A 20,839-nucleotide genomic window follows, 5' to 3' on the forward strand; every position below is an offset into this window, starting at 1 on the left:
TACAGGGGCACGTTCCCGCCGCCTTTCCTTGCGCGGAAAGCCCGGCTGCCAACCAGAGGCATCGCGCACCCGATGAAGTTTGTTGCCGCCATTGGCCGTGCCGTTCTCGATTTCCTGCCCGCCATTGGCAGGCTCGCGATCTTCACCGCCACCTCGCTCTCCCACTGTGTGCGTCCGCCGTTCTATCCCCGCCTCATCGGCCGGCAGATGCTCGATATCGGCTACTACTCGCTGCCCGTCGTCGGCCTGACCGCCATCTTTACCGGCATGGTGCTGGCGCTGCAGAGCTACTCCGGTTTCTCGCGCTTCAATGCCGAGAGCGCCATTGCCACGGTGGTCGTGCTCTCCGTGACGCGTGAGTTGGGGCCGGTGCTGGCCGGCCTGATGGTGGCCGGGCGCGTGGGCGCCGCCATGGCGGCCGAAATCGGCACCATGCGGGTAACCGAGCAGATCGACGCCCTCACCACCCTTTCCACGCAGCCGCACAAATATCTGGTGGCGCCGCGCCTTATTGCCGGCCTCATCATGCTGCCGTGCCTCGTGCTGGTGGCCGACATCATCGGCGTCTTCGGCGGTTATCTGGTCGGCGTCTACAAACTCAACTTCAACGCGGCCACCTACCTTGCCAACACCTGGCAATATCTGGAGACGCTCGACGTTGTCTCCGGCCTCGTGAAGGCTGCCGTCTTCGGCTTCATCATCACGCTGATGGGCTGCTACCACGGCTACAACTCGAAGGGCGGCGCGCAGGGTGTCGGCGCGGCAACCACCAACGCGGTGGTTAGCGCCTCGATCCTGATCCTGGTGAGCAACTATCTCATCACCGCAATCTTCTTCGGAAAGTAAGGCGATGACGACGGCTCCCAAAATCCGCCTCAGCGGTGTCAGCAAGTCCTTTGGCCCGAAGCATGTGCTGCGCGGCGTCGATCTGGACGTCTCCCCGCAGGAAAGCTTCGTCATCATCGGCGGCTCCGGCACCGGCAAGTCGGTGATGATCAAGTGCATCCTCGGCCTGCTGCAACCCGATGCCGGCTCCATCGAGATTGACGGCCGCAATGTTCTGAAGATGAAGGCGTCCGAACGGCGCGAGGTCATGCGCCGTATCGGCATGCTGTTTCAGGGCGCTGCCCTCTTCGACAGCCTGCCAGTGTGGGAGAACGTGGCCTTCGGTCTCATCCAGGGCCAGCGCATGGCGCGACGCCAGGCACGCGACATCGCGGTGGAAAAACTCGCCCAGGTCGGCCTCACGGCGGATGTCGCCTATCTGAGCCCGTCCGAGCTTTCCGGCGGCATGCAGAAGCGCGTGGGCCTTGCCCGTGCCATCGCCACCGAGCCTGACATCATCTTCTTCGACGAACCGACGACCGGTCTCGACCCGATCATGGCCGACGTGATCAACGACCTTATCATCGACTGCGTGAAGAAGCTGGGGGCAACCGCCTTCACCATCACTCACGACATGTCCTCCGTGCGCAAGATCGCCAGCAAGGTGGGCATGCTCTATGAGGGCCACCTGATCTGGCATGGATCGGTCAAGAAGGTGGACGACAGCGGTAACGACTATGTCGACCAGTTCGTGCACGGGCGTGCCGACGGCCCCATCCGCATGCCGGTGAAGAAGGCCTGACGGTGGCCAAGTCCACCACCCGTTACGTCTGCCAGCTGTGCGGTGCCGTCTCCCCGCGCTGGGTCGGCAAATGCGATGCCTGCGGCGAATGGAACACCCTGGTTGAGGAAGCCGTTCAGGCTGGCCCGCCGAAAGGCCTTGCCAGTGCGGGCAAACCGGCCCGTGGTGGCAAGGCGCTGGATTTTGTCTCCCTCGCCGGGGTCAGCGAACAGCCGCCGCGCCGTCTTTCCGGTATCGGGGAATTCGACCGGGTTTGCGGTGGCGGCATCGTTCCCGGCTCTGCCCTGCTGATTGGCGGCGATCCCGGTATCGGCAAATCGACCCTGCTATTGCAGGCCGCCGCCGCTCTCTCCCGCCAGTGCCGCGTAGCCTATGTGTCGGGCGAAGAAGCCGTTGACCAGATCCGCATGCGCGCGGCCCGGCTTGGCCTCGCAAAAGCGGGCGTCGCGCTCGCCGCGTCGACCAATGTGCGCGAAATCGTCGCCAGCATGGAGACGGCAACACCGCCCGACATCGTCATCATCGACTCCATCCAGACCATGTATGTCGATGTGCTTGACAGCGCCCCTGGCACCGTTACCCAGGTGCGTGGCTCAGCGCAGGAACTGATCCGTGTCGCCAAGCAGCGCGGCACCGCCCTGCTGATCGTCGGCCACGTCACCAAGGACGGCGCCATCGCCGGCCCGCGAGTGCTCGAGCACATGGTCGACACCGTTCTCTATTTCGAGGGCGATCGCGGCCACCAGTTCCGCATCCTGCGTGCGGTGAAGAACCGCTTTGGCGCCACCGACGAGATCGGCGTTTTCGAGATGCTGGGCAGCGGCCTGCAGGAAGTAGCGAACCCGTCGGAGCTGTTTCTGGCGGACCGCCGGGGCGATGTGACCGGCGCGGCGGTGTTTGCCGGCATGGAAGGCTCGCGCCCGCTGCTGGTGGAAGTGCAGGCGCTGGTTGCCCCGTCCGTGCTCGGCACGCCGCGCCGCGCGGTGGTGGGTTGGGACTCGGCCCGGCTCGGCATGGTGATGGCGGTGCTGGAGGCGCGCTGCGGCGTCGCCATCGGCGCCAACGATGTTTATCTCAATGTTGCCGGCGGCCTGCGCATTAACGAACCGGCCGCCGATCTTGCGGTGGCCGCCGCCCTGCTCTCCTCGCTGACCGGCGAAGCGGTGCCGAGAGATGCCGTGGTCTTCGGCGAGATCGGCCTTTCGGGCGAAGTGCGTCCGGTAGGCCAGCTTGAACTGCGCCTCAAGGAGGCCGCAAAGTTAGGCTTTGAAAAGGCCATCCTGCCCAAAAGACGCAAGGCCGGGGGCAAGGAGAAAATAACCTTGCAGGAGATCGGACATCTGACCGATCTATTGCCCCTGTTCGGCCCGTTGACATCCCGTTAACATTTAGGCCTGTTCCGCTTCGGAACCATCCGCCCTTGCCGGCGGTATCTAGTTTGAAATGCAACAGCCTACGGGCCAGCCGCGAGTGAGTTACCGTTGAACCCGACAGATCTTGCCGTTCTGGCCGTCATGCTGCTGTCCGCCATCCTGGCCTTTGCCCGCGGCTTCATCCGTGAGACATTGTCCATCGGCGGCTGGGTCGGCGCGATCATTCTGGCGCTCGCCTTCTACAAGCCAGCCTCGGTTTTTCTTGAGCCCTACATTCACTCGGAAATCGTGCGCCAGGCCGCAGCCGGTCTCGGCATCCTGATCGCCGCGCTGGTCATCCTGTCCTTCTTCACCCATTGGGTGGCCGGCGCGGTGCGCGGATCGGCGCTGAGCGCAGTCGACCGTTCGCTCGGCGTCCTTTTCGGCCTTGCCCGCGGCGCCGTGCTCGTCAGCCTCGTCTATCTGCTCGGCACCATGCTGTTTCCGGAGAAGGAACATCCGGACTGGATCGCGCAGGCGCGCACCCGCCCGCTGCTGCAGGAAGGCGCAGGAATCCTTGCCAATCTCATTCCGGATTCGTTGCGCGCGCATAGTGAAAACGAGATCGAGCGCGCCCGCCGGCTGATGCAGCAGAAGGCGGATACTGATGCGCTTCTGAATAATATCTCCAATGCGCGACCAGCAGCAGACAAAAGCGACGATACAGGATACAAGGCCGACGACGCGAACGAGCTGGACAAGCTGCTGGGGACCTCCGAGCCCAAAACTCCCCAGCAATAAGTCCACCTAAACATATCGAGCGGAGAGTTATGGGTACTCCCTTCGGCCTGGACGACGACGCATTCCATGAGGAGTGCGGCGTATTTGCGGTTTGCGGAAATCCGGAAGCCGCGGCACTCGCAGCACTGGGGCTTCACGCCCTGCAGCATCGCGGCCAGGAGGCCGCCGGCATCATCACCGTGGATAATGGCAGCTTCTTTGCCCATCACGGCATCGGCGAAGTCGGCGACATCTTCGCCTCCCCGCAGGTCATGGCCCGCCTGAAGGGCGATATGGCCATCGGCCATAACCGTTACTCCACCGCCGGCGGCGGCGGCATGCGCAACATCCAGCCGCTCTACGCCGATTTCGAATTTGGCGGCTTTGCCCTCGCCCATAACGGCAACCTCACCAACGCCATGACGCTGCGGCGCCAGTTGGTGCAGCGTGGTGCCCTGTTCCACACCACCGCCGATACCGAAACGGTGGTGCATCTGATGGCGATGTCCAGGGCCAACGACCCCGTTGGCCGCATGATCGAGGCCCTGCGCCAGATCGAGGGCGCCTACTCCATCGTCGCCATGACCCAGAACAAGATTATCGGTGTGCGTGACCCGATGGGCGTGCGCCCGCTGGTGCTCGGCAAGCTGGAAAACGGCTCCCATGTGCTGGCATCGGAAACCGTGGCGCTCGACATCATCGGTGCCGAGTTCGTGCGCGACATCAAACCGGGTGAGATGGTGGTGCTGACGCCGGAAGGCGTGACCAGCCTGATGCCGTTCCAGCCGGGCCCGTCGCGCATGTGCGTGTTCGAGTACATCTATTTCGCCCGGCCGGATTCCAACATCGATGGCCGCAACGTGTATGAGGCGCGCAAGCGCATCGGTGCGCAGCTCGCCCGCGAAGCCCATGTCGATGCCGACGTCATCGTGCCGGTGCCGGACAGCGGCGTGCCGGCCGCCATCGGCTATGCTGCGGAAAGCGGCATTCCCTTCGAGCTCGGCATCATCCGCAACCACTATGTCGGCCGTACCTTCATCGAGCCGACCGACCAGATCCGCCATCTGGGCGTCAAGCTGAAGCACAATGCCAACCAGGCCCGCCTGGAAGGCAAACGAGTGGTGCTGGTGGATGACAGCATCGTGCGCGGTACCACCTCGCGCAAGATCGTGGACATGGTACGCCAGGCTGGCGCCAAGGAGGTGCACATGCGCATCTCCAGCCCGCCGACCCGCCACCCCTGCTTCTACGGCATCGATACGCCCTCGCGCGAAAAGCTGATCGCCGCGCAGATGGAGATCGACGAGATTGCCCGCTTCATCGGCGCGGACAGCCTCTCCTTCATCAGCGTCGACGGGCTCTATGATGCGATGGAATCGGCGCCGCGTGTCGCCGCCTCCCCCGCTTTCTGCGATGCCTGCTTCACCGGCGAATATCCCATCGCCCTCACCGATGTGAGCACCGACGTCCACAACGCCTCCGCCTCCGCCCTTCGCAGCGAGGCGGGCAAATGACGGCTGGCGCGGGGCGCCTTGCCGGACGCATTGCCGTCGTTACCGGCGCCTCGCGCGGCTTCGGCCGCGCGGTGGCGGTGGACCTTGCCCGCGAGGGCGCGCATGTCATCTGCGTGGCGCGCACCGTCGGCGGGCTTGAAGAAACGGACGACCTGATCCGGGCAGCCGGCGGCCAGGCAACGCTGGTGCCGCTGGACTTGCGCGATTTCGACAAGATCGACCAGCTGGGGGCAACGCTTTACGGGCGTTATGGCCGCACCGACATTCTGGTCGGCAATGCCGCCACCATGGGCGCCCTGCAGCCGCTGGCCCAGGCCAAACCGGCGGAATGGCAGCAGATCTTCGATCTTAACGTCACAGCCAATTATCGCCTGATCCGCATCTTCGACCCGCTGCTGCGGGCATCCGATGCTGGCCGGGCCGTCTTCGTGACCACCGGCCTTGCCCGTGTCGACCGGCCCTATTTCGGCCCCTACGCCGCCTCCAAGGCCGCGCTGGAGCGTATGGCGCAGGACTACGCGCGGGAAGTCGAGATCACCCCCGTGCGCGTCAACCTGTTCGACCCCGGCATCCTGCGCACCCGCATGCGGGCCGCCGCCTATCCAGGCGAGGATCCGCAGACGGTCCCGACGCCCGAGAGCGTCGCTCCTGCCCTTGTCGACCTCTGCCTTCCCGGTGAGGGTCGCAACGGGACCATCATCACCCAGTAATCAGGGCTCCAGCGTAGAATGACGACCGGAACAGCAGCGCCTCCCGCCATTACCTATCGGCTTGCCACGCGGGAGGATCTGCCGGTCATCATCAAGATGCTGGCCGATGATTCAGTCGCCAGAAAGCGCGAGGCGCCGAACGGAGAACTGGCCCCCGGTTATCTCGCAGCCTTCGATGCCATAGAAAAAAGCCCGCTCAACGAGCTGTGCGTGGCAGACCAGGGCGGCCGTATCATCGGCTGCCTGCAACTCACCTATATTCCCGGCATCAGCTATATGGGCATGTGGCGTGCGCTGGTGGAAGCCGTGCGCGTGGCGCCGGACCTGCGCGGGCAAGGCATCGGCGGTGCTTTCATGCGCTGGGCCATGGACCGGGCACGGGCTCGTGGCTGCGGCATGATGCAGCTCACCTCCAACAAGCGCCGGCCCGATGCCCACCGCTTCTATGTGCAGCTCGGTTTCGAGCAGAGCCATGAGGGCTTCAAGCTGATGCTGGGGTGACGGCTAGCGGCTTTCTTCCCGAAAGATAGCCCTCCCCATTCATGGGGAGGGGGTCCGTCAGGACCGGTGGGGGTATAGGCCGCGCCATAATGCGCTGACGCCGAAGGCTTTTATGCCAACATCCCCCTCTGGCGCGCTGCGCCATCTCCCCCACTGGCGTGGGGGAGATCTCTTTCCTTAATCATCGCTCGCAAACGGATTGCGCGGCTTGCGCAGCAGGATGCGGATCGGCACGCCTTCAAGGCCGAAATTCTCGCGGATACCGGCCACCAGATAGCGATTATAGGCCTCCGGCAGCTCATCCGGCTTGTTGGACCAGATGGCGAAGGTGGGCGGACGCGCCTTCACCTGCGTCATGTAACGCAGCTTGATGCGCCGGCCATTGACGAGGGGCGGCGGATGCCGCTCGACAGTCGCCAGCAGCCAGCGATTGAGCGCGGAAGTGGAGACGCGCTTGTTCCAGAGATCATAGGTCTCCAGCACCGCATCCAGCAGCCGGTCGACATTCTTGCCCTTAAGGGCGGACAGGGTAACCCATGGCACGCCCCTGGCCTGGTTGAAGGAGGTCTGCAGCTTGTCCTTGAGGCGCTGCAGGGTCTCCTTGCGATCGTCGGCAGCGTCCCACTTGTTGACACCGATAACGACCGCCCGGCCCTCCTCGATCATGCGTCGCGCAATCGTCAGGTCCTGCTTGTCGAACACCTGGTTGGCGTCCAGCATCAGCACCACGACATGGGCAAAACGGATGGCATTCATGCCGTCGGCAACGGCAAGGCGCTCCAGCGGATTGTCTACGCGTGCCCGCCGCCGCATACCGGCGGTGTCGATGAGGCGCAGCGGCCTGTTCTTGTAGATGAAGTCCGCGCTGATGGCATCGCGCGTCAGGCCGGCCTCGGGGCCGGTGATCACGCGTTCTTCGCCAAGGATGGCGTTCATCAGCGTGGACTTGCCGGCATTCGGTCGCCCGACGATGGCGAGACGCAGCGGGCCCTGCTGCTGCGGCAGGTCGATATCTTCGGCCTGACCGCTGGCGATGGCCTCGGCGTCGGCTTCACTCAGCTCGATATCGTTGTCGTCATCCAGCGCGGCCTCTTCCTCGGCGCCCTTTTCCTTCTGGTACTTACGGTAGAAGGGCAGGATCGCCTCATGCAGGTCGCCAAGGCCGATGCCGTGCTCTGCCGAAATCGGCACCGGCTCGCCGATGCCAAGCTCATAAGCCTCCAGCAGACCGGGCTGGCCCGAAGCGCCCTCGCACTTGTTGGCGACCAGAACGGTCGGCCGGCCGGTACGGCGCAGCCACTGGCCGAAATGCTTGTCAAGCGGTGTCACGCCGGCGCGCGCATCAATGAGGAACAGCACGACATTCGCTTCGTCCAGCACCCGTTCGGTCTGCTGGCGCATGCGCCCTTCGACGCTGTTGTCGAAGGTATCCTCAAGGCCTGCCGTATCCACGATCTCGAAATTGAGCCCGTAGAGCGATCCCGGCGCAGACCGGCGATCACGCGTCACGCCCGGCAGGTCATGCACCAGCGCCATGCGGCGCCCGGCAAGACGGTTGAAGAGCGTGGACTTGCCCACATTGGGCCGGCCGATGATGGCTACGGAAAACATTGATCCATCCAGAAGAAAACCCGGTATCGGCCAAGGGGCCATCCGGGCACAGTCAGTCACACCAATAAACGAGAGAGCCCGGCCCGATCAAATGACGATCAGGCCGGGCTACAATTCCATGAACGCGCAGCAGCAGGAGAGCGCTCAGCGCAGCGCCTGCAAATCACCGTCATTATCCAGAAGCAGCAGCGTCTTGCCGGCCACCACCGGGGCCACCGACGTGCCATCTCCCACATCTTCCTTGCTCAGGGTTTCGCCTGTCGCCGGGTCGATCTGGATGAGCTCGCCATTATCCCCCACCGTGATCAGGCGCCCGCCGGCCAGAACCGGGCCGCGCCAGATGATGGGGTCTTCCTTCTTCTTCATGTCTTCCCACGGATCAAGCTGGGTGATCCAGCGCACCCGGCCATCTTCGCGGCTCAGCGAAATCAGGCGCTGCTCGCCATCCAGCACCACCACCGAGGCGCCGACCGGCACCGGGGTATTGATACCGCCGATTTCCTGTTCCCAGAGCCGTCCGCCGCGCCTCAGATCAAGCGCGAGCATGCGGCCGCTATAGGACACGGCATAGACCCGGTCGCCGTCGATGACGGGAGCGCCACGGATATCGGCGATGCTTCCCAGCGCCGTGGTCCGGCGCAGGGCGGCAAGGCTGTCCTGCCACAGCACCGCGCCATTTTCCTGACGCAGCGCGTAGATGTCACCCGAGGTATAGGGAACGATGATGATGCCATCATCGGAGACAGCCGGCACGGTGGAGCCGATAAGGCCGGTCGTCTCGCTGACACCGGTATGGGTCCAGAGCGGTGCGCCATCGGCAAGGGCAAAAGCCGAAAGCTGGTTGTCGACGGTCAGCACCAGCACCATGTCGCCGGCAATGACCGGCGCGGCGCGGGCGGGCGCCGGCAGGGCCTTCTTCCAGATCAGGCCGCCATTGGCCGGATCAAGCAGCAGCACCTCGGCAAAACCACCGGTCGTCGCCAGCCGTCCGGCACCGTAACCGACACCGCCGCCAAGGCCGACATCGCGCTCTTCGCGCGGGCGGATGGAAACCTTCCACTTGCGCTTGCCGGTCGCAAGGTCAGTGGCGCTCACTTCACTGCTGCTGTCGATGGCATAGACCACACCATCGGCCACAACCGGCGCGGTCAGCAGGCGCAGTTCGGAGGACGAGCCGCTGCCGATGCTGCTCGACCAGGCCTTCTTGAACGTGCCGCTGAGGGCAATGTTGCCATTGTCATGCGTCAGCGAGCCGGCGGGCGTCGGCCAGTCAGCCACGTCCTTCAGCGCCGGCAGCTCCAGCGGCGTGTCCTTGAAGCTCGGATCAGGGCTGATCTCCGCCTGGAGGTCGAGCACGGAAAGGCGCGTGCCGGGCAGCTTCGGCTTGTCGTCGGAGCCGAACATGTTGCCGCAGCCGGCAAGGCCAACGGCAAGCGCCAGCGCACAGCCCGCCTTGAGAAGAGCGCCACGCATCGGCAGCTTCATTTCGCCGCCTCGCTGCCACCGAGGGCAGCCAGCGTTTCACGCACGCGCTGACGCAACGTCTGCGGCGCGGCATCATCGTCCGCAAGGGCCGACAGCGTGGATTTGGCCCGGTCGGTGTCGCCGGCGCGCAGCGCCAGCACGGCATCCAGCTCGCGGGCGGAATAACGCCAGGCACTGCCTTCAGCGGTCAGCGGAGCAAGCTTGGTGGCAAGCGCCGCCGGGTCGCCGCTATCGGCCTGCACCATCACCTCTTCCAGAAGGGCGAGGCTGCGCAGCGGTGCCAGCTGGCTTTCGTCGGCAGCCAGCTTTTCATAGATGGCGACAGCCTGATCGACGTGGCCGGCCTTGGCCTCCTGCGCCGCCTCGAAGAAACGCGCCAGCGTCGCCCCGCCATGATCGAGGCTGCTGGCAGCACCCTGCAGGACACGCAGCTTGTCATCCTCGCTGCTGGCTGCCTGCCATTCGTTGAGGGCGGATTCCAGCGCCGCGGTGCGGGCCTCTGCCTGTTTGGCCTGCCAGGTTTCCCAGGCGGTGTAACCGCCCACACCCAGAATCACGAGAACCACGGCGATAATCGCCAATATGCCGTATTTGTCCCACAGGGCCTTCAGCTGCTCCTGACGCAGCTCTTCGTCAACTTCACGTATCAGGTGTTCAGCGTCGCTCATACCGGCTCCTTGGGACCGCCTTTCATGAAGGCAAGGCGGCGGGTCATTTCTTGTCGGTTCCGGGCGATTATCAGCCCGTTAGCCCCTGGGTCAAGACGGGGAAACTCGCCCCCGTCCCGTCAATCAGAGGCGTCTTATACAGGGAATTGTGGACGATGGCAGCAGTTTGCGGAACACTCGGAGCTGTCATGGTATCGTCACGTGCCTGGGGTTGAAGCCCAGCCCCCGGTGCAAACCGTCGCTCGCGATACCAGCGGCCAACCAAGGGAGCCGGAAGCGCAGCCGATGTCGGACGCCATTTATCTGGACCTCGTCAAGAAACGCCGCGCCGGACAGCGCACCGTCTTTTTTGCCCGCGAAGAACTGATGCAGATGCTGGCGCTTTACAGCGAGCATGTCGCCCAGGGGCACTGGCGCGACTATGCCATCGACCATACGCCGGGCATCGCCATCTTCTCCTTCTTCCGCCACACCCACGAAGCCCCGCAGTTCAGCATCTTCAAGAACTCGGTCGGTGGCGGCGCCTTCGAATATTCGCTGGCAGGCGGCAGTGCGATACTCGGCCGCAGCGCCCGGCTTGGCGATATGGTGGCGCTGCTGCGCCGCAAGATGGGGGTCCAGGCGGTCAGCTGACCCCTCGCCGCCCGAGGCTACATCCCGCCCTTGCGCCCGGCTGGCAAGCACGCTTATTCTCCGCCGCGTCTCAACGGGGTGCGTTTCCGGTTCGGCCGGAAAGCTGAGAGGCCTTGGTGCCAACCCGTCGAACCTGACCCGGGTAATGCCGGCGGAGGGATTTGGGGCGGATCATCGGGCCTGCTGTCGGGCCCCTTAAATCCAGCAAAGTCCATTCCTTCACGTCGTCCCCGGACCTGTGTGCTGCAACCGCAACCGGTCTCGAGGAGGCTTCGTCTTGTCTATCACCACCCGCCGCGCGGCGCTGTTTGCCGGCGCCGGCCTGCTGGCCCTCACGGCTTTTGCCGGTGCGCCGGCCCGTGCCGCTGAAGAAACGCTGACCGTCTATACCTATGACGGCTTCAATGCCGACTGGGGTCCCGGCCCGCAGATCACCAAGGCCTTCGAGGCGACCTGTGGCTGCAAGATCAAATGGGTCGAGACCGAGGATGCCGTCTCCATCCTCACCCGCCTGCAGCTGGAAGGCCCGTCGAGCAAGGCCGATGTAGCACTTGGCCTTGACCTCAACCTCACGGCCGATGCTGCTTCCACCGGCCTGTTTGCCCCGCGCTCGGGCGAGCTGCCGCCGCTTACCCTGCCGGTGGTGTGGAAGGACCCGATCTTCGTGCCGTTCGATTTCGGCTATTTCGCCTTCGTCTATGACAGCGAGAAGATCAAGAATCCGCCACAGAGCCTTGATGAGCTCATCAACGGCAAGGGTGACTACAAGGTGCTGCTGGAAGACCCGCGCACCTCGACGCCCGGCCTCGGCTTCATGCTGTGGATGAAGGCTCTTTACGGCGATCAGGCACCTGCCATGTGGCAGAAGCTGAATGCCCGCACCCTTACCACCTCCAAGAGCTGGTCGGAAGCTTACGGCCTCTTCACCAAGGGCGAGGCGCCAATGGTGCTGAGCTACACCACCTCCCCGGCCTATCACATCACCGAGGAAGGCACCGACCGTTACAAGACCGTTGCCTTCAAGGAAGGCAACTACCTGCAGGTGGAAGTTGCCGGCCGCCTGAAGAACGCCCCGCACCCCGAGCTTGCTGACAAGTTCCTGGCCTTTGTCACCGCCAAGGACTTCCAGGCTGCCATTCCGGCCACCAACTGGATGTATCCGGTACGGGACGTGCCGATGCCGGACAGCTTCAACACGCTGCCGACACCCAGGAAGGTGCTGCTGACCTCACCGGAAACGGTGCGGGACAACCGCAAGGCCTGGACGGCCGAATGGCTGGACGCGATCTCGCGCTGACGCTGCCACACCCGCCGACCGCCCATCGCGGCTGGTGGGTGCCGGGCGCGCTTGTCCTTGCCGTCATCGCCCTGGTGCTGGGCGGTTCGGCAAGCGCGCTCCTCGGCGCAGCCTCCCATATTCAAAACCCGCTGGCGCTGCTGGGTGATGCCTATCTGCGGCGCATCATCCAGTTCACCCTGTGGCAGGCCGCGCTTTCCACGCTGCTGTCGCTTGCCCTCGCGGTGCCCATCGCCCGCGCACTTCATCGCCGCCCCGCTTTTCCCGGACGGCAGCTGCTGCTCTACTGTTTCAGCCTTGCTTTCATCCTGCCCGCCATCGTCGCCATCTTCGGCATCGTGGCCGTGCATGGCCGCTCCGGCTGGGTCAACCAGCTGCTGGAATGGGCCGGCCTGCCGGCGGCGTGGCCGCTCTACGGCCTGCCCGGCATTCTCATTGCCCATGTCTTCTTCAACATGCCGCTCGCCGCGCGCATCTTCCTGCAACGGCTGGAGTCCATACCGCCGGAGAGCTGGCAGCTGGCAAACCAGCTCGGTTTCACCTCCCGCGACTGCTTCCGGCTGATTGAATGGCCGGTCCTGCGGGCAAGCCTGACCACGACCGGCGCCATGATCTTTCTTCTCTGTGCTACCAGCTTTGCCGTGGTGCTGACGCTGGGTGGCGGCCCGCGCGCTACCACGCTGGAGGTCGCGATCTATCAGGCGCTGCGGCTCGATTTCGACATTCCGCGCGCCGTCGCCCTTGCCGTGTTGCAGATTGTGCTTACGGGTGGGCTCAGCCTTGTGGCACTACGTTTTCATCACCTGCCGGCGACATCCGCCGGTATTCGCCGCCTGGTTCGCAGGCCGGACGCGGGCAGCGGCACAGTGATCATGGACATGGCTGCACTGGCCGTCGCTGTTCTGCTGGTGGTCCTGCCGCTGGCCTCCGTCGTCATCAGCGGCCTGCAAGGCCCCATTCTCGTGTCCCTGATGGATCCGGCACTCTGGCGCGCGACAACGACCAGCCTTGCAGTAGCGGGCTCTGCGGGAGCCGGGGCAACGGCTGCCGGCTTCCTGCTGCTGCTCACCTCGCGTCATCTCGCGTTGCGGCTGAAACAGGGCCGGGCAGCACTGGCACTGGAATTTGCCGGCTCCGGCATCCTTGTTATCCCGCCCTTCACGCTGGCCGCCGGGCTTTTTCTGCTGCTGCGCGCGCATGCCATTGCCTTCGACATTGCACTGCCGGCCGTTGCCCTCACCAATGCGCTCGCCGCCCTGCCTTTCGTGCTGCGCATTCTCTCCCAGCCGATGCGCGAGGTGGCCGAGCGGTATGACCGGCTCTCCGCGTCTCTCGGCCTTGCGGGCTGGAACCGGTTGCGGTTTCTGGAGCTCCCCCTGCTGCGCCGGCCGGTTGGCCTTGCGCTGGCGCTCAGCATCGCCCTTTCCTTCGGCGATCTGGGGGTGATCGCGCTATTCGGAAGCGGCGATAACCCCACCTTGCCGATGCTGCTTTACCAGCGCCTCGGCGCCTATCAGTTTCGCGGCGCGGCCGTAACCGCCCTCTTTCTCGCCCTGCTGAGCCTTGGCCTGTTTGCGGCAATCGAGCGTGGGATTGGCGGCCGTGGCCCGGAGAAAGACAGATGACCTTGCCCGCTGCCGGCACCGCTGCGCTGATGCTTGAAGATGTCCGCTTTTCCTGGGGCGGCTGGCAGGTGAGCTTTGACCTCACGGTCGGGCCCGGCGGGATCACTGCCATCATCGGACCGAGCGGGGCAGGAAAATCGACCCTGCTGGCACTGGTCGCCGGCTTCGAACAGCCGGCTTCCGGCAGCATCCGTCTCGGGACCCTCGATCTGCTACCGCTTTCCCCGGCCCGGCGGCCGGTGACGACGCTGTTTCAGGAACACAATCTTTTCCCGCACTTGACCGTCAGCGCCAATGTCGCCATTGGCCTCGCCCCGAACCTGAAGCTTTCGGCTGACCAGAAACGCACTGTCAGCGAGGCCCTTGCGGCCGTCGGGCTTGCAGGCATGGAAAAGCGTCTGCCCTCGGCGCTTTCCGGCGGCCAGCGCCAGCGTGTTGCCCTGGCGCGCTGCCTCGTGCGCCGGCGCCCGCTGCTGCTGCTGGACGAACCGTTCAACGGGCTCGACCCGGCACTGAGGTTGCACATGCTTGACCTTGTGGCCGAGATCAGCCGCGAGCACGGATTGACCGTACTGATGGTGAGTCACGAGCCTCAGGATGCCCTGCGCATCGCCGTCAACACCTGTTTTGTGGCGGAAGGCAAAGTCCTGCTGCATGGCCCCACTGCTGCCCTGCTGGCCCGCCGCGATGTGCCGGCGCTAGGCGCCTATCTCGGCCACGAGCAAGGGCAGCACATGCCGGGCCAGTAACGGCGCCAGCATTATCCCGCCAGGCCTTGCAGGATCGACCCAGCTTATTTCGGCAATTTCCGCCGCCGGCATCACCCTGCCCTGAAGCTCTACCCGGTAAAGCTCCGCAGCAACCTCAAAACCGGCCTCATTGGCTGCCGGGGCGGTGAAACTGCCCCAAAAGAGGCTCCGCCCTTCCACTGCCACGCCGAGCTCTTCGGCAAGCTCGCGCCTTAACGTCTCCAGCGGCGCTTCGCCTTGTTCCGGCTTGCCGCCGGGAAGCATGAAACGCTCCGTTCCCTGTTTGCGTACTGTCAGCAGATGCCCGCCCTGCAGACAGACAGCGGCGACAATACGGATCACGGATGCGCTCACCCCGGCCTCCAGAAACATCTCATAAATATTTATTTTCAATGTTCTGTACGTGATTTCTAAAGTTCACTATCACATGAACTTCAAAAAGCTATCATCTGTCCGCCCTATCGGCTACATCCGCCATGGGGCAACTTCATGCCTCATTAACCGGCACTAAACGATCTTCCTTGCGGACCTCATCCAATGTCTGAACTTCCCTTCGATCTTTCCGCCGCTGCTGCCGTCCGTATCGCCCGGCGCATTGCCGGGGAGATCGGCTGCCGGCCCGAACAGGTGCGCGCCGCCGTTCAGTTGCTGGACGAAAAGGCGACCGTTCCCTTCATCGCCCGTTACCGCAAGGAAGTGACCGGCGGGCTGGATGACACCCAGCTGCGCACGCTGGAAGAGCGCCTCTCCTACCTGCGCGAGCTGGATGATCGCCGTGCGGCGGTACTGGGATCCATCCGGGAGCAAGGCAAGCTGACGGACGAGCTGGCTGCGGCCATCGATTCCGCCGAAACCAAGGCCGCGCTGGAAGACCTTTACCTGCCCTATCGCCAGAAGCGCCGCACCAAGGCCCAGATTGCCCGTGAAGCCGGGCTGGAGCCACTGGCAGATGCTCTGCTCGGCGATCCGAAGCTGACGCCGGAGCAGGCCGCGAGCGCCTATGTTGACGCGGAAAAGGGCGTTGCCGACACCAAGGCTGCACTGGATGGCGCGCGCCAGATCCTGATGGAACGCTGGTCAGAGGACGCCCCGCTGGTGGGCCGCCTGCGCGAGCTCATGACCCAGCGCGGCGTGGTGAGCGCCAGCGTCGTGGAGGGCAAGCAGGAAGAAGGCGCCAAGTTCTCCGACTATTTCAGCCATTCGGAAAAATGGTCCGGCATCCCGAGCCATCGCGCCCTTGCCCTGCTGCGTGGCCGCAATGAGGGCGTGCTGACGCTGAACCTCGCTATCGAAGAAGATGAGAGCGCACCGGTCAAGCTGGCGGAGGGCCAGATCGCCCGCGCCGCCGGTGTGGAAGACAAGGGCCGGCCGGCTGACAAGTGGCTGATGGAGACGGTACGCTGGGCCTGGCGGGTCAAGATTGCCCTGCATCTGGAACTCGACCTGATGGGCACTCTGCGCGAAAAGGCCGAGGAAGAAGCGATCCGCGTCTTTGCCCGCAACCTCAAGGACCTGCTGCTGGCCGCCCCCGCCGGCTCCCGCCCGACGCTGGCGCTCGATCCCGGCATCCGCACCGGCGTGAAGGTTGCGGTGATCGACGCGACCGGCAAGCTCCTGGAAACCGACACGCTCTACCCCTTCCAGCCGCGCAATGACATGGCCGGCGCTTCGGCAAGGCTGGTCGCGCTGGCCGCCAAACATCAGGTCCAGCTCGTCGCCATTGGCAACGGCACCGCGAGCCGGGAGACCGAGCGGCTGGCCTCCGGTGCGCTTTCCGTCATCCCCCAGCAGCACCGCCCGACCATCGTGACGGTGAGCGAGGCCGGCGCCTCGGTCTATTCCGCCTCGGCCCTCGCCGCGGCTGAAATGCCGGATGTGGACGTCTCCCTGCGCGGCGCCGCCTCCATCGGCCGGCGTTTGCAGGACCCGCTCGCCGAACTCGTCAAGATCGAGCCGAAATCCATCGGCGTCGGCCAGTACCAGCATGATGTCGATCAGGGCAAACTGGCAAAGGCGCTTGATGCCGTTGTCGAGGATGCGGTGAACGCGGTTGGCGTTGACCTCAACACTGCCTCGGCCGCCCTGCTCGCCCGCATTTCCGGCCTTAGCGAAAATCTGGCGCGCGGCGTCGTGGAGTATCGCAACAGCATCGGCAGCTTCAAGAACCGGCGCCAGCTGATGGAAGTGCCGCGCCTCGGCCCAAAAGCCTTCGAGCAGTGCGCCGGCTTCCTGCGCATCACCGGTGGCGACCAGCCGCTTGATGCCTCCAGCGTACATCCGGAAGCCTATCCGGTGGCCGAAAAGATCGTGAAAGCCTGCGGTCGTGACATCCGCAGCCTGATGGGCGACAGCACGCGCCTGCGCTCCCTGACGCCGGAAGACTTCACCGATGCGCGCTTCGGCCTGCCGACGGTACGTGACATTCTCACTGAACTGGAAAAGCCCGGCCGCGACCCGCGCCCGGAGTTCCGCACTGCCACCTTCAAGGAAGGCGTTGAGGAGATTTCCGACCTCAAACCCGGCATGCTGCTGGAAGGCACGGTGACCAACGTCACCAACTTCGGCGCCTTCGTCGATATCGGCGTGCACCAGGACGGGCTGGTGCATGTTTCGCAACTTGCGGATCGATTTGTGGCCGACGTGCATTCAGTGGTGAAGGCCGGCGACATTGTTTCGGTGCGGGTGCTGGAAGTGGACGTGAAGCGCAAGCGCATCGCCCTTTCCATGCGCAAGGAGAGCGCCGAGGCACCGCCGCGCCGCGACCCCCGTCCTGCCGGCCGCGAAGCGCCCCGCCCGGGCACCAGGCCGGCGGCAGCGCAGGCCGGATCCAGCGGTCGGCAGGCGCCCGCCAGCCAGCCAGCCGGAAAGGCGGCAGGCAATGCTGGCGGGGGGGCCATGGCCGCGGCTCTCGCCGCCGCGCTGCAACGTTCTGGAGACAAGAAACCGTGAAAAAACTGACTGTCACGCACCGGACGACCTATCGCTACGCCCAGCCGGTCAAGATCGGCGAGCACCGCGCCATGTTCCGGCCGCGTGACAGCCACGACATGCGGGTCCTCGATGCGCGCCTTGCCATCACGCCGGCAGGCGCGCCGATCCGCTGGATGCATGATGTGTTCGGCAACTCGGTTGCCTATATCGGCTTCGATACCGAGGCGAGCGAACTGAGCATCGAAAGCATCATCGAGCTCGAGCATTACGGCTTGCCGCAGCCCGATTACCAGATTGCCGATTTTGCCCGTGTGCTCCCCTTTGCCTATGGTGCCGACGAAGCGCAGGATCTGGGCCGCACCACAGACCGGCATTATCCCGACGAGGACCATCTGGTCGATGCCTGGGCACGGCGTTTCCTGAAACCGGAAGGCACGTCGGACACGCTTGAAGTGCTGCTGGCGATGAATGCCGCCATCAAGCAGGAGTTTGCCTATCAGGCGCGTGATGCCCATGGCACGCAAACGCCGCTGAAAACCCTGTCGCTGCGCTCGGGGTCGTGCCGGGATTTTGCACTTTTCCTCATGGAGGCCGCGCGCAGCCTTGGCCTCGCCGCCCGCTTCGTGAGCGGTTATCTCTACGACCCGGCGGCCGATCCCGGCGCGGAAGAAGGCAGCCCCGCCGTGGCCGGGGCCGGCGCGACCCATGCCTGGACGCAGGTCTATCTGCCCGGTGCCGGCTGGGTGGAGCTGGACCCGACCAATGGCATTGTCGGGGGCCCGCACCTTATCCGCATCGCCGTCAGCCGAACGCCGGAACAGGCGGTACCGCTCGCCGGAAAATGGTTCGGCACGGCAAACGACTTCCTTGGCATGGAGGTGAGCGTCGAGGTGCGTGCCAGCGTATGAAAGCCGGACAGGATCCTAGCCCCGATTATGTTATCCTTGCCTTTTCAAGCCTCAGCCTGAAGGGCCGCCATGACCCATTTTCTGATTTCCGAGGAAAATCCGAACGGCTTCAAGCTGGAAGACATCCTCACCACCATCCGCAACGATGTGCTCAAGCGGTCCTTGAAGATCACTGATGATGTCCGGCCGGAGGCCAAACACATCGTCAATAATAACATCCGTATCCTGACGCTCCTGACCGAGGCCATTCACATTGCCGAGGATTCCAGCAAGGTGCTGGACAAGGCCTTTGGCCCCTCTGTCAGCGCCACCGGCGGACCGCCCCGGATCGGGTCGATAGACTGAGCACGCAGGGTCGGCGGAGGCGCTAGCTTCCGAGGGCGACGAATTCGCCTTCCAGCCTGCCGCAGACACGATCCTCGAACTTGAGCTCCGCCCCGATGGAGACACGGGCCCGCCCCTTGCGGCGGAGCTGTTCGAGGAAAGGTTCCCATGCCGCCTCGTCCTCGACGAAGGAGATGGCGTCTGCCGTTCCGGTTACCGGGGCCAGATAGGACATGGTGTTACGGCGGATCACCACGTTCGAGGCAAGGCCGCCAAGGCGCAGTCGCACGTGCAGGAGTGACCAGGCGCTGACGATGGCAAGCGCCGATGCGCTGCCCCCGAAGAAGGTTTCATGATGATTGATGTTGGGGGCAAGCGGGGCCCGCAACCAGACGGAGCCCTCACTGACGGCGACAGCCGAGATCGCCATCGCCGCGGTCAATGGAATGTGCTCGTGCAGGTAGGCTTCCAGTTCCTCGGGACGCATCAGAAGGGCTCCAGGACGACAGAATGGCAGCAGCAATAGCCGATCCCGGCTGAAGAGCCAAAGCCCGGTGTCGCCAGCCATCGGGAAGACAAAGCCAGTCCGCCTCTCCGGGAGGAAACGATGACGGACCAGGACCCTTTCGATCTGAACCGCTTTATCGCCGCCCAGGCCGGTACGTATGAGACGGCGCTGCGTGAAATCACCGCCGGCCGCAAGACAAGCCACTGGATATGGTTCGTCTTTCCCCAGCTCTGCGGTCTTGGCCGCAGCACCATGGCCCAGCATTACGGTCTTGCCTCGCTTGAGGAGACGCGGGCCTATCTCGATCATCCGGTGCTGGGAGCGCGCCTGCGCCAGTGTATCGAGACGCTGATCCGCCTGGAGCATCTTTCCGCACACGATATCCTCGGGTCACCCGACGACATCAAGCTGCGCTCCAGCCTTACGCTTTTTGCGCTGGCGGCGCCGGAGGAACCTCTCTTCGACGCCGCCCTCACAAAGTATTTTCACGGCGAACGCGACCCGATCACCCTCGCCCGCCTGCGCTGACTTTCGTCACACCGCCCGCCCCCAGTTCAGGGCAGCAATACGGCGGCACCGCTAAAGCGACCGGCGCGCAGGTCAGCAAGGGCTTCGTTGGCGCGTTCGAGCGGATACGGCGTGGTGTGGGTTTTCACGGCGGCCTTGCGCGCCACGGGGAAGAACTCCTCGGCATCATGTCGGGTCAGGTTTGCAACGGACACGACCTCCCTCTCCTGCCAGAGCAGCGAATAGGGCATCGCCGGGATGTCGCTCATGTGAATGCCGCCGCACACCACCCGCCCGCCCCGACGAAGGGAGGCCAGTGCTGCCGGAACCAGTGCCCCCAGCGGGGCGAAGATGATGGCCGCATCCAGCATCCGCGGTGGTCGTTCATCCGATCCACCGGCCCAGCGGGCACCCAGATCACGAGCAAAATGCTGCGCCTCAATATCGCCTGGCCGGGTAAAGGCATAAACCTCCCGCCCCTGCCATTTGCATATCTGCGAGATGATGTGGGCGGCGGCGCCAAAGCCATAAAGCCCGATGTGCTGCGCCTCTTCTCCAGCCTTTTGCAGAGCGCGCCATCCGATGAGCCCGGCACAAAGCAGGGGCGCCAATCCGACAGGGTCAGCTTCGGGATCAAGCGTGAAGCTGTAGGCCGCATCTGCGACCACATGGGTGGCAAAACCGCCATCTCGGGTGTAGCCGGTAAAATGCGGTGTCTCGCAAAGGTTCTCGGCACCGCTGCGGCAGTACGGGCAATGTCCGCAGGTATGGCCAAGCCAGGGGATGCCGACACGCTGCCCCTGCCGGTGTGCGCCGATATTCCCGCTGCCGACCGCCTCTACGACGCCGACAATCTCATGGCCGGGGACGAGCGGCAGCTTTGGTTCGGTCAGATCCCCATCGACGACATGCAGGTCGGTGCGACAGACGGCGCAAGCCTCGACCCGGACCAGCAACTCACCCGGACCCGGCACGGGGACAGGACGTTCCACCAGCCGGAGTGGCACTCCCGGCGCTTCAAACAACATTGCCCGCATCATCGGCTTTTTCATGGTCCCTCTCTGCCGAACTTCAGGAACCCCGTTGTGCGCCAGGCCGTTTCCAGAAAA

Annotated in this window: 21 protein-coding genes and 1 riboswitch; of the genes, 15 read left to right on the plus strand and 6 right to left on the minus strand. The window is 64.5% G+C overall.

The features are described 5' to 3' along the window. Nucleotides 1-72: 72 nt before the first annotated feature. The 7 genes from QTL98_RS11770 (at nt 73) to QTL98_RS11800 (ending at nt 6,484) form a co-directional block, all read left to right on the plus strand. The gene (locus tag QTL98_RS11770; protein WP_445678672.1) at nt 73-846 is read left to right on the plus strand and encodes an MlaE family ABC transporter permease; all 774 of its coding nucleotides are present in this window, start codon (nt 73-75) and stop codon (nt 844-846) included. A 4-nt stretch (nt 847-850) separates the two neighbouring features. Beyond that, a complete protein-coding gene (locus QTL98_RS11775) occupies nt 851-1,627 on the plus strand; it encodes an ABC transporter ATP-binding protein (RefSeq protein WP_445678673.1) in 777 nt (258 codons plus the stop codon). A gap of 2 nt (nt 1,628-1,629) precedes the next feature. Continuing rightward, entirely contained in the window at nt 1,630-3,012 is a 1,383-nt protein-coding gene (gene radA, locus QTL98_RS11780) for a DNA repair protein RadA (protein ID WP_445678674.1), read from the plus strand. Nucleotides 3,013-3,108: 96 nt separating this feature from the next. Further along, nucleotides 3,109-3,780 carry a CvpA family protein gene (locus tag QTL98_RS11785; protein WP_445678675.1) on the plus strand — a complete coding sequence of 224 codons (672 nt, stop codon included), beginning with the start codon at nt 3,109-3,111 and terminating at the stop codon, nt 3,778-3,780. Between the two features lie 29 nt (nt 3,781-3,809). Beyond that, nucleotides 3,810-5,273 (plus strand): amidophosphoribosyltransferase, encoded by a 1,464-nt coding sequence (gene purF, locus QTL98_RS11790; protein ID WP_445678676.1) that lies wholly within the window; start codon nt 3,810-3,812, stop codon nt 5,271-5,273. After that, on the plus strand, nt 5,270-5,983 hold the full coding sequence (locus QTL98_RS11795) for an SDR family NAD(P)-dependent oxidoreductase (protein ID WP_445678677.1): 714 nt from the start codon (nt 5,270-5,272) through the stop codon (nt 5,981-5,983). The genes purF and QTL98_RS11795 overlap by 4 nt, the downstream gene beginning before the upstream one ends. Before the next feature lie 18 nt (nt 5,984-6,001). Then, the gene (locus QTL98_RS11800; RefSeq protein ID WP_445678678.1) at nt 6,002-6,484 is read left to right on the plus strand and encodes a GNAT family N-acetyltransferase; all 483 of its coding nucleotides are present in this window, start codon (nt 6,002-6,004) and stop codon (nt 6,482-6,484) included. Nucleotides 6,485-6,661: 177 nt separating this feature from the next. On the opposite strand, the gene der is transcribed toward QTL98_RS11800, so the two are convergent. The 3 genes from der to QTL98_RS11815 form a co-directional block, all read right to left on the minus strand. Continuing rightward, a complete protein-coding gene (gene der / locus QTL98_RS11805) occupies nt 6,662-8,095 on the minus strand; it encodes a ribosome biogenesis GTPase Der (protein WP_445678679.1) in 1,434 nt (477 codons plus the stop codon). A 144-nt stretch (nt 8,096-8,239) separates the two neighbouring features. Further along, a complete protein-coding gene (locus tag QTL98_RS11810) occupies nt 8,240-9,568 on the minus strand; it encodes a PQQ-binding-like beta-propeller repeat protein (protein ID WP_445678680.1) in 1,329 nt (442 codons plus the stop codon). An 8-nt stretch (nt 9,569-9,576) separates the two neighbouring features. Continuing rightward, on the minus strand, nt 9,577-10,248 hold the full coding sequence (locus QTL98_RS11815; RefSeq protein WP_445678681.1) for a tetratricopeptide repeat protein: 672 nt from the start codon (nt 10,246-10,248) through the stop codon (nt 9,577-9,579). A 285-nt stretch (nt 10,249-10,533) separates the two neighbouring features. Here QTL98_RS11815 and QTL98_RS11820 point away from each other — a divergent pair, with 285 nt between their 5' ends. From QTL98_RS11820 to thiQ, 4 genes are all read left to right on the plus strand, one after another. Next, nucleotides 10,534-10,881 (plus strand): DUF2794 domain-containing protein, encoded by a 348-nt coding sequence (locus tag QTL98_RS11820; RefSeq protein WP_445678682.1) that lies wholly within the window; start codon nt 10,534-10,536, stop codon nt 10,879-10,881. A gap of 64 nt (nt 10,882-10,945) precedes the next feature. Then, a riboswitch (TPP riboswitch) is annotated at nt 10,946-11,059 on the plus strand. 99 nt (nt 11,060-11,158) lie between these two features. Then, entirely contained in the window at nt 11,159-12,178 is a 1,020-nt protein-coding gene (gene thiB / locus QTL98_RS11825) for a thiamine ABC transporter substrate binding subunit (RefSeq protein ID WP_445678683.1), read from the plus strand. Then, complete coding sequence (thiP, locus tag QTL98_RS11830) at nt 12,154-13,803, plus strand: thiamine/thiamine pyrophosphate ABC transporter permease (protein ID WP_445678684.1); 1,650 nt, start codon at nt 12,154-12,156, stop codon at nt 13,801-13,803. Before thiB ends, thiP begins: the two co-directional genes overlap by 25 nt. After that, nucleotides 13,800-14,552 carry a thiamine ABC transporter ATP-binding protein gene (thiQ, locus tag QTL98_RS11835; RefSeq protein ID WP_445678685.1) on the plus strand — a complete coding sequence of 251 codons (753 nt, stop codon included), beginning with the start codon at nt 13,800-13,802 and terminating at the stop codon, nt 14,550-14,552. Before thiP ends, thiQ begins: the two co-directional genes overlap by 4 nt. On the opposite strand, the gene QTL98_RS11840 is transcribed toward thiQ, so the two are convergent. After that, the gene (locus tag QTL98_RS11840; RefSeq protein ID WP_445678686.1) at nt 14,502-14,906 is read right to left on the minus strand and encodes an NUDIX hydrolase; all 405 of its coding nucleotides are present in this window, start codon (nt 14,904-14,906) and stop codon (nt 14,502-14,504) included. The two genes, thiQ and QTL98_RS11840, sit on opposite strands and share 51 nt — an antisense overlap. 183 nt (nt 14,907-15,089) lie before the next feature. On the opposite strand from QTL98_RS11840, the gene QTL98_RS11845 reads away from it, so the two are divergent. From QTL98_RS11845 to QTL98_RS11855, 3 genes are all read left to right on the plus strand, one after another. Next, nucleotides 15,090-17,501 (plus strand): Tex family protein, encoded by a 2,412-nt coding sequence (locus QTL98_RS11845; protein WP_445678687.1) that lies wholly within the window; start codon nt 15,090-15,092, stop codon nt 17,499-17,501. After that, nucleotides 17,498-18,391, plus strand: coding sequence for a transglutaminase family protein (locus QTL98_RS11850; protein ID WP_445678688.1), 894 nt, complete (start codon nt 17,498-17,500; stop codon nt 18,389-18,391). Before QTL98_RS11845 ends, QTL98_RS11850 begins: the two co-directional genes overlap by 4 nt. A gap of 69 nt (nt 18,392-18,460) precedes the next feature. After that, nucleotides 18,461-18,736, plus strand: coding sequence for a hypothetical protein (locus tag QTL98_RS11855; protein WP_445678689.1), 276 nt, complete (start codon nt 18,461-18,463; stop codon nt 18,734-18,736). A 22-nt stretch (nt 18,737-18,758) separates the two neighbouring features. Here QTL98_RS11855 and QTL98_RS11860 read toward each other — a convergent pair whose 3' ends face one another. Continuing rightward, nucleotides 18,759-19,202, minus strand: a complete 444-nt coding sequence (locus QTL98_RS11860) for a YiiD C-terminal domain-containing protein (RefSeq protein ID WP_445678690.1) — start codon at nt 19,200-19,202, stop codon at nt 18,759-18,761. Nucleotides 19,203-19,322: 120 nt separating this feature from the next. Between QTL98_RS11860 and QTL98_RS11865 the strand changes: the two genes are divergently transcribed. Further along, the gene (locus QTL98_RS11865; RefSeq protein ID WP_445678691.1) at nt 19,323-19,751 is read left to right on the plus strand and encodes a DUF1810 domain-containing protein; all 429 of its coding nucleotides are present in this window, start codon (nt 19,323-19,325) and stop codon (nt 19,749-19,751) included. A 26-nt stretch (nt 19,752-19,777) separates the two neighbouring features. Here the strand turns inward: QTL98_RS11865 and QTL98_RS11870 are convergent, their stop codons facing one another. Next, nucleotides 19,778-20,767: a zinc-dependent alcohol dehydrogenase family protein gene (locus QTL98_RS11870; RefSeq protein WP_445682142.1), complete on the minus strand. Its 990-nt coding sequence runs from the start codon at nt 20,765-20,767 to the stop codon at nt 19,778-19,780. Nucleotides 20,768-20,839: the final 72 nt, after the last annotated feature.

The sequence above is a fragment of the Radicibacter daui genome (assembly GCA_030657355.1).
Lineage (GTDB): Bacteria > Pseudomonadota > Alphaproteobacteria > Radicibacterales > Radicibacteraceae > Radicibacter > Radicibacter daui.

What these genes read in the sequence shown, in the direction of transcription:
- QTL98_RS11770 (WP_445678672.1), top strand. Translation starts at nt 73, where the DNA reads ATGAAGTTTGTTGCCGCCATTGGCCGTGCCGTTCTCGATTTCCTGCCC.
- QTL98_RS11775 (WP_445678673.1), top strand. Translation starts at nt 851, where the DNA reads ATGACGACGGCTCCCAAAATCCGCCTCAGCGGTGTCAGCAAGTCCTTT.
- purF (WP_445678676.1), top strand. Translation starts at nt 3,810, where the DNA reads ATGGGTACTCCCTTCGGCCTGGACGACGACGCATTCCATGAGGAGTGC.
- QTL98_RS11795 (WP_445678677.1), top strand. Translation starts at nt 5,270, where the DNA reads ATGACGGCTGGCGCGGGGCGCCTTGCCGGACGCATTGCCGTCGTTACC.
- QTL98_RS11800 (WP_445678678.1), top strand. Translation starts at nt 6,002, where the DNA reads ATGACGACCGGAACAGCAGCGCCTCCCGCCATTACCTATCGGCTTGCC.
- der (WP_445678679.1), bottom strand. Translation starts at nt 8,095, where the DNA reads ATGTTTTCCGTAGCCATCATCGGCCGGCCCAATGTGGGCAAGTCCACG.
- QTL98_RS11810 (WP_445678680.1), bottom strand. Translation starts at nt 9,568, where the DNA reads ATGCGTGGCGCTCTTCTCAAGGCGGGCTGTGCGCTGGCGCTTGCCGTT.
- QTL98_RS11815 (WP_445678681.1), bottom strand. Translation starts at nt 10,248, where the DNA reads ATGAGCGACGCTGAACACCTGATACGTGAAGTTGACGAAGAGCTGCGT.
- QTL98_RS11820 (WP_445678682.1), top strand. Translation starts at nt 10,534, where the DNA reads ATGTCGGACGCCATTTATCTGGACCTCGTCAAGAAACGCCGCGCCGGA.
- thiP (WP_445678684.1), top strand. Translation starts at nt 12,154, where the DNA reads ATGGCTGGACGCGATCTCGCGCTGACGCTGCCACACCCGCCGACCGCC.
- thiQ (WP_445678685.1), top strand. Translation starts at nt 13,800, where the DNA reads ATGACCTTGCCCGCTGCCGGCACCGCTGCGCTGATGCTTGAAGATGTC.
- QTL98_RS11845 (WP_445678687.1), top strand. Translation starts at nt 15,090, where the DNA reads ATGTCTGAACTTCCCTTCGATCTTTCCGCCGCTGCTGCCGTCCGTATC.
- QTL98_RS11855 (WP_445678689.1), top strand. Translation starts at nt 18,461, where the DNA reads ATGACCCATTTTCTGATTTCCGAGGAAAATCCGAACGGCTTCAAGCTG.
- QTL98_RS11860 (WP_445678690.1), bottom strand. Translation starts at nt 19,202, where the DNA reads ATGCGTCCCGAGGAACTGGAAGCCTACCTGCACGAGCACATTCCATTG.
- QTL98_RS11865 (WP_445678691.1), top strand. Translation starts at nt 19,323, where the DNA reads ATGACGGACCAGGACCCTTTCGATCTGAACCGCTTTATCGCCGCCCAG.
- QTL98_RS11870 (WP_445682142.1), bottom strand. Translation starts at nt 20,767, where the DNA reads ATGCGGGCAATGTTGTTTGAAGCGCCGGGAGTGCCACTCCGGCTGGTG.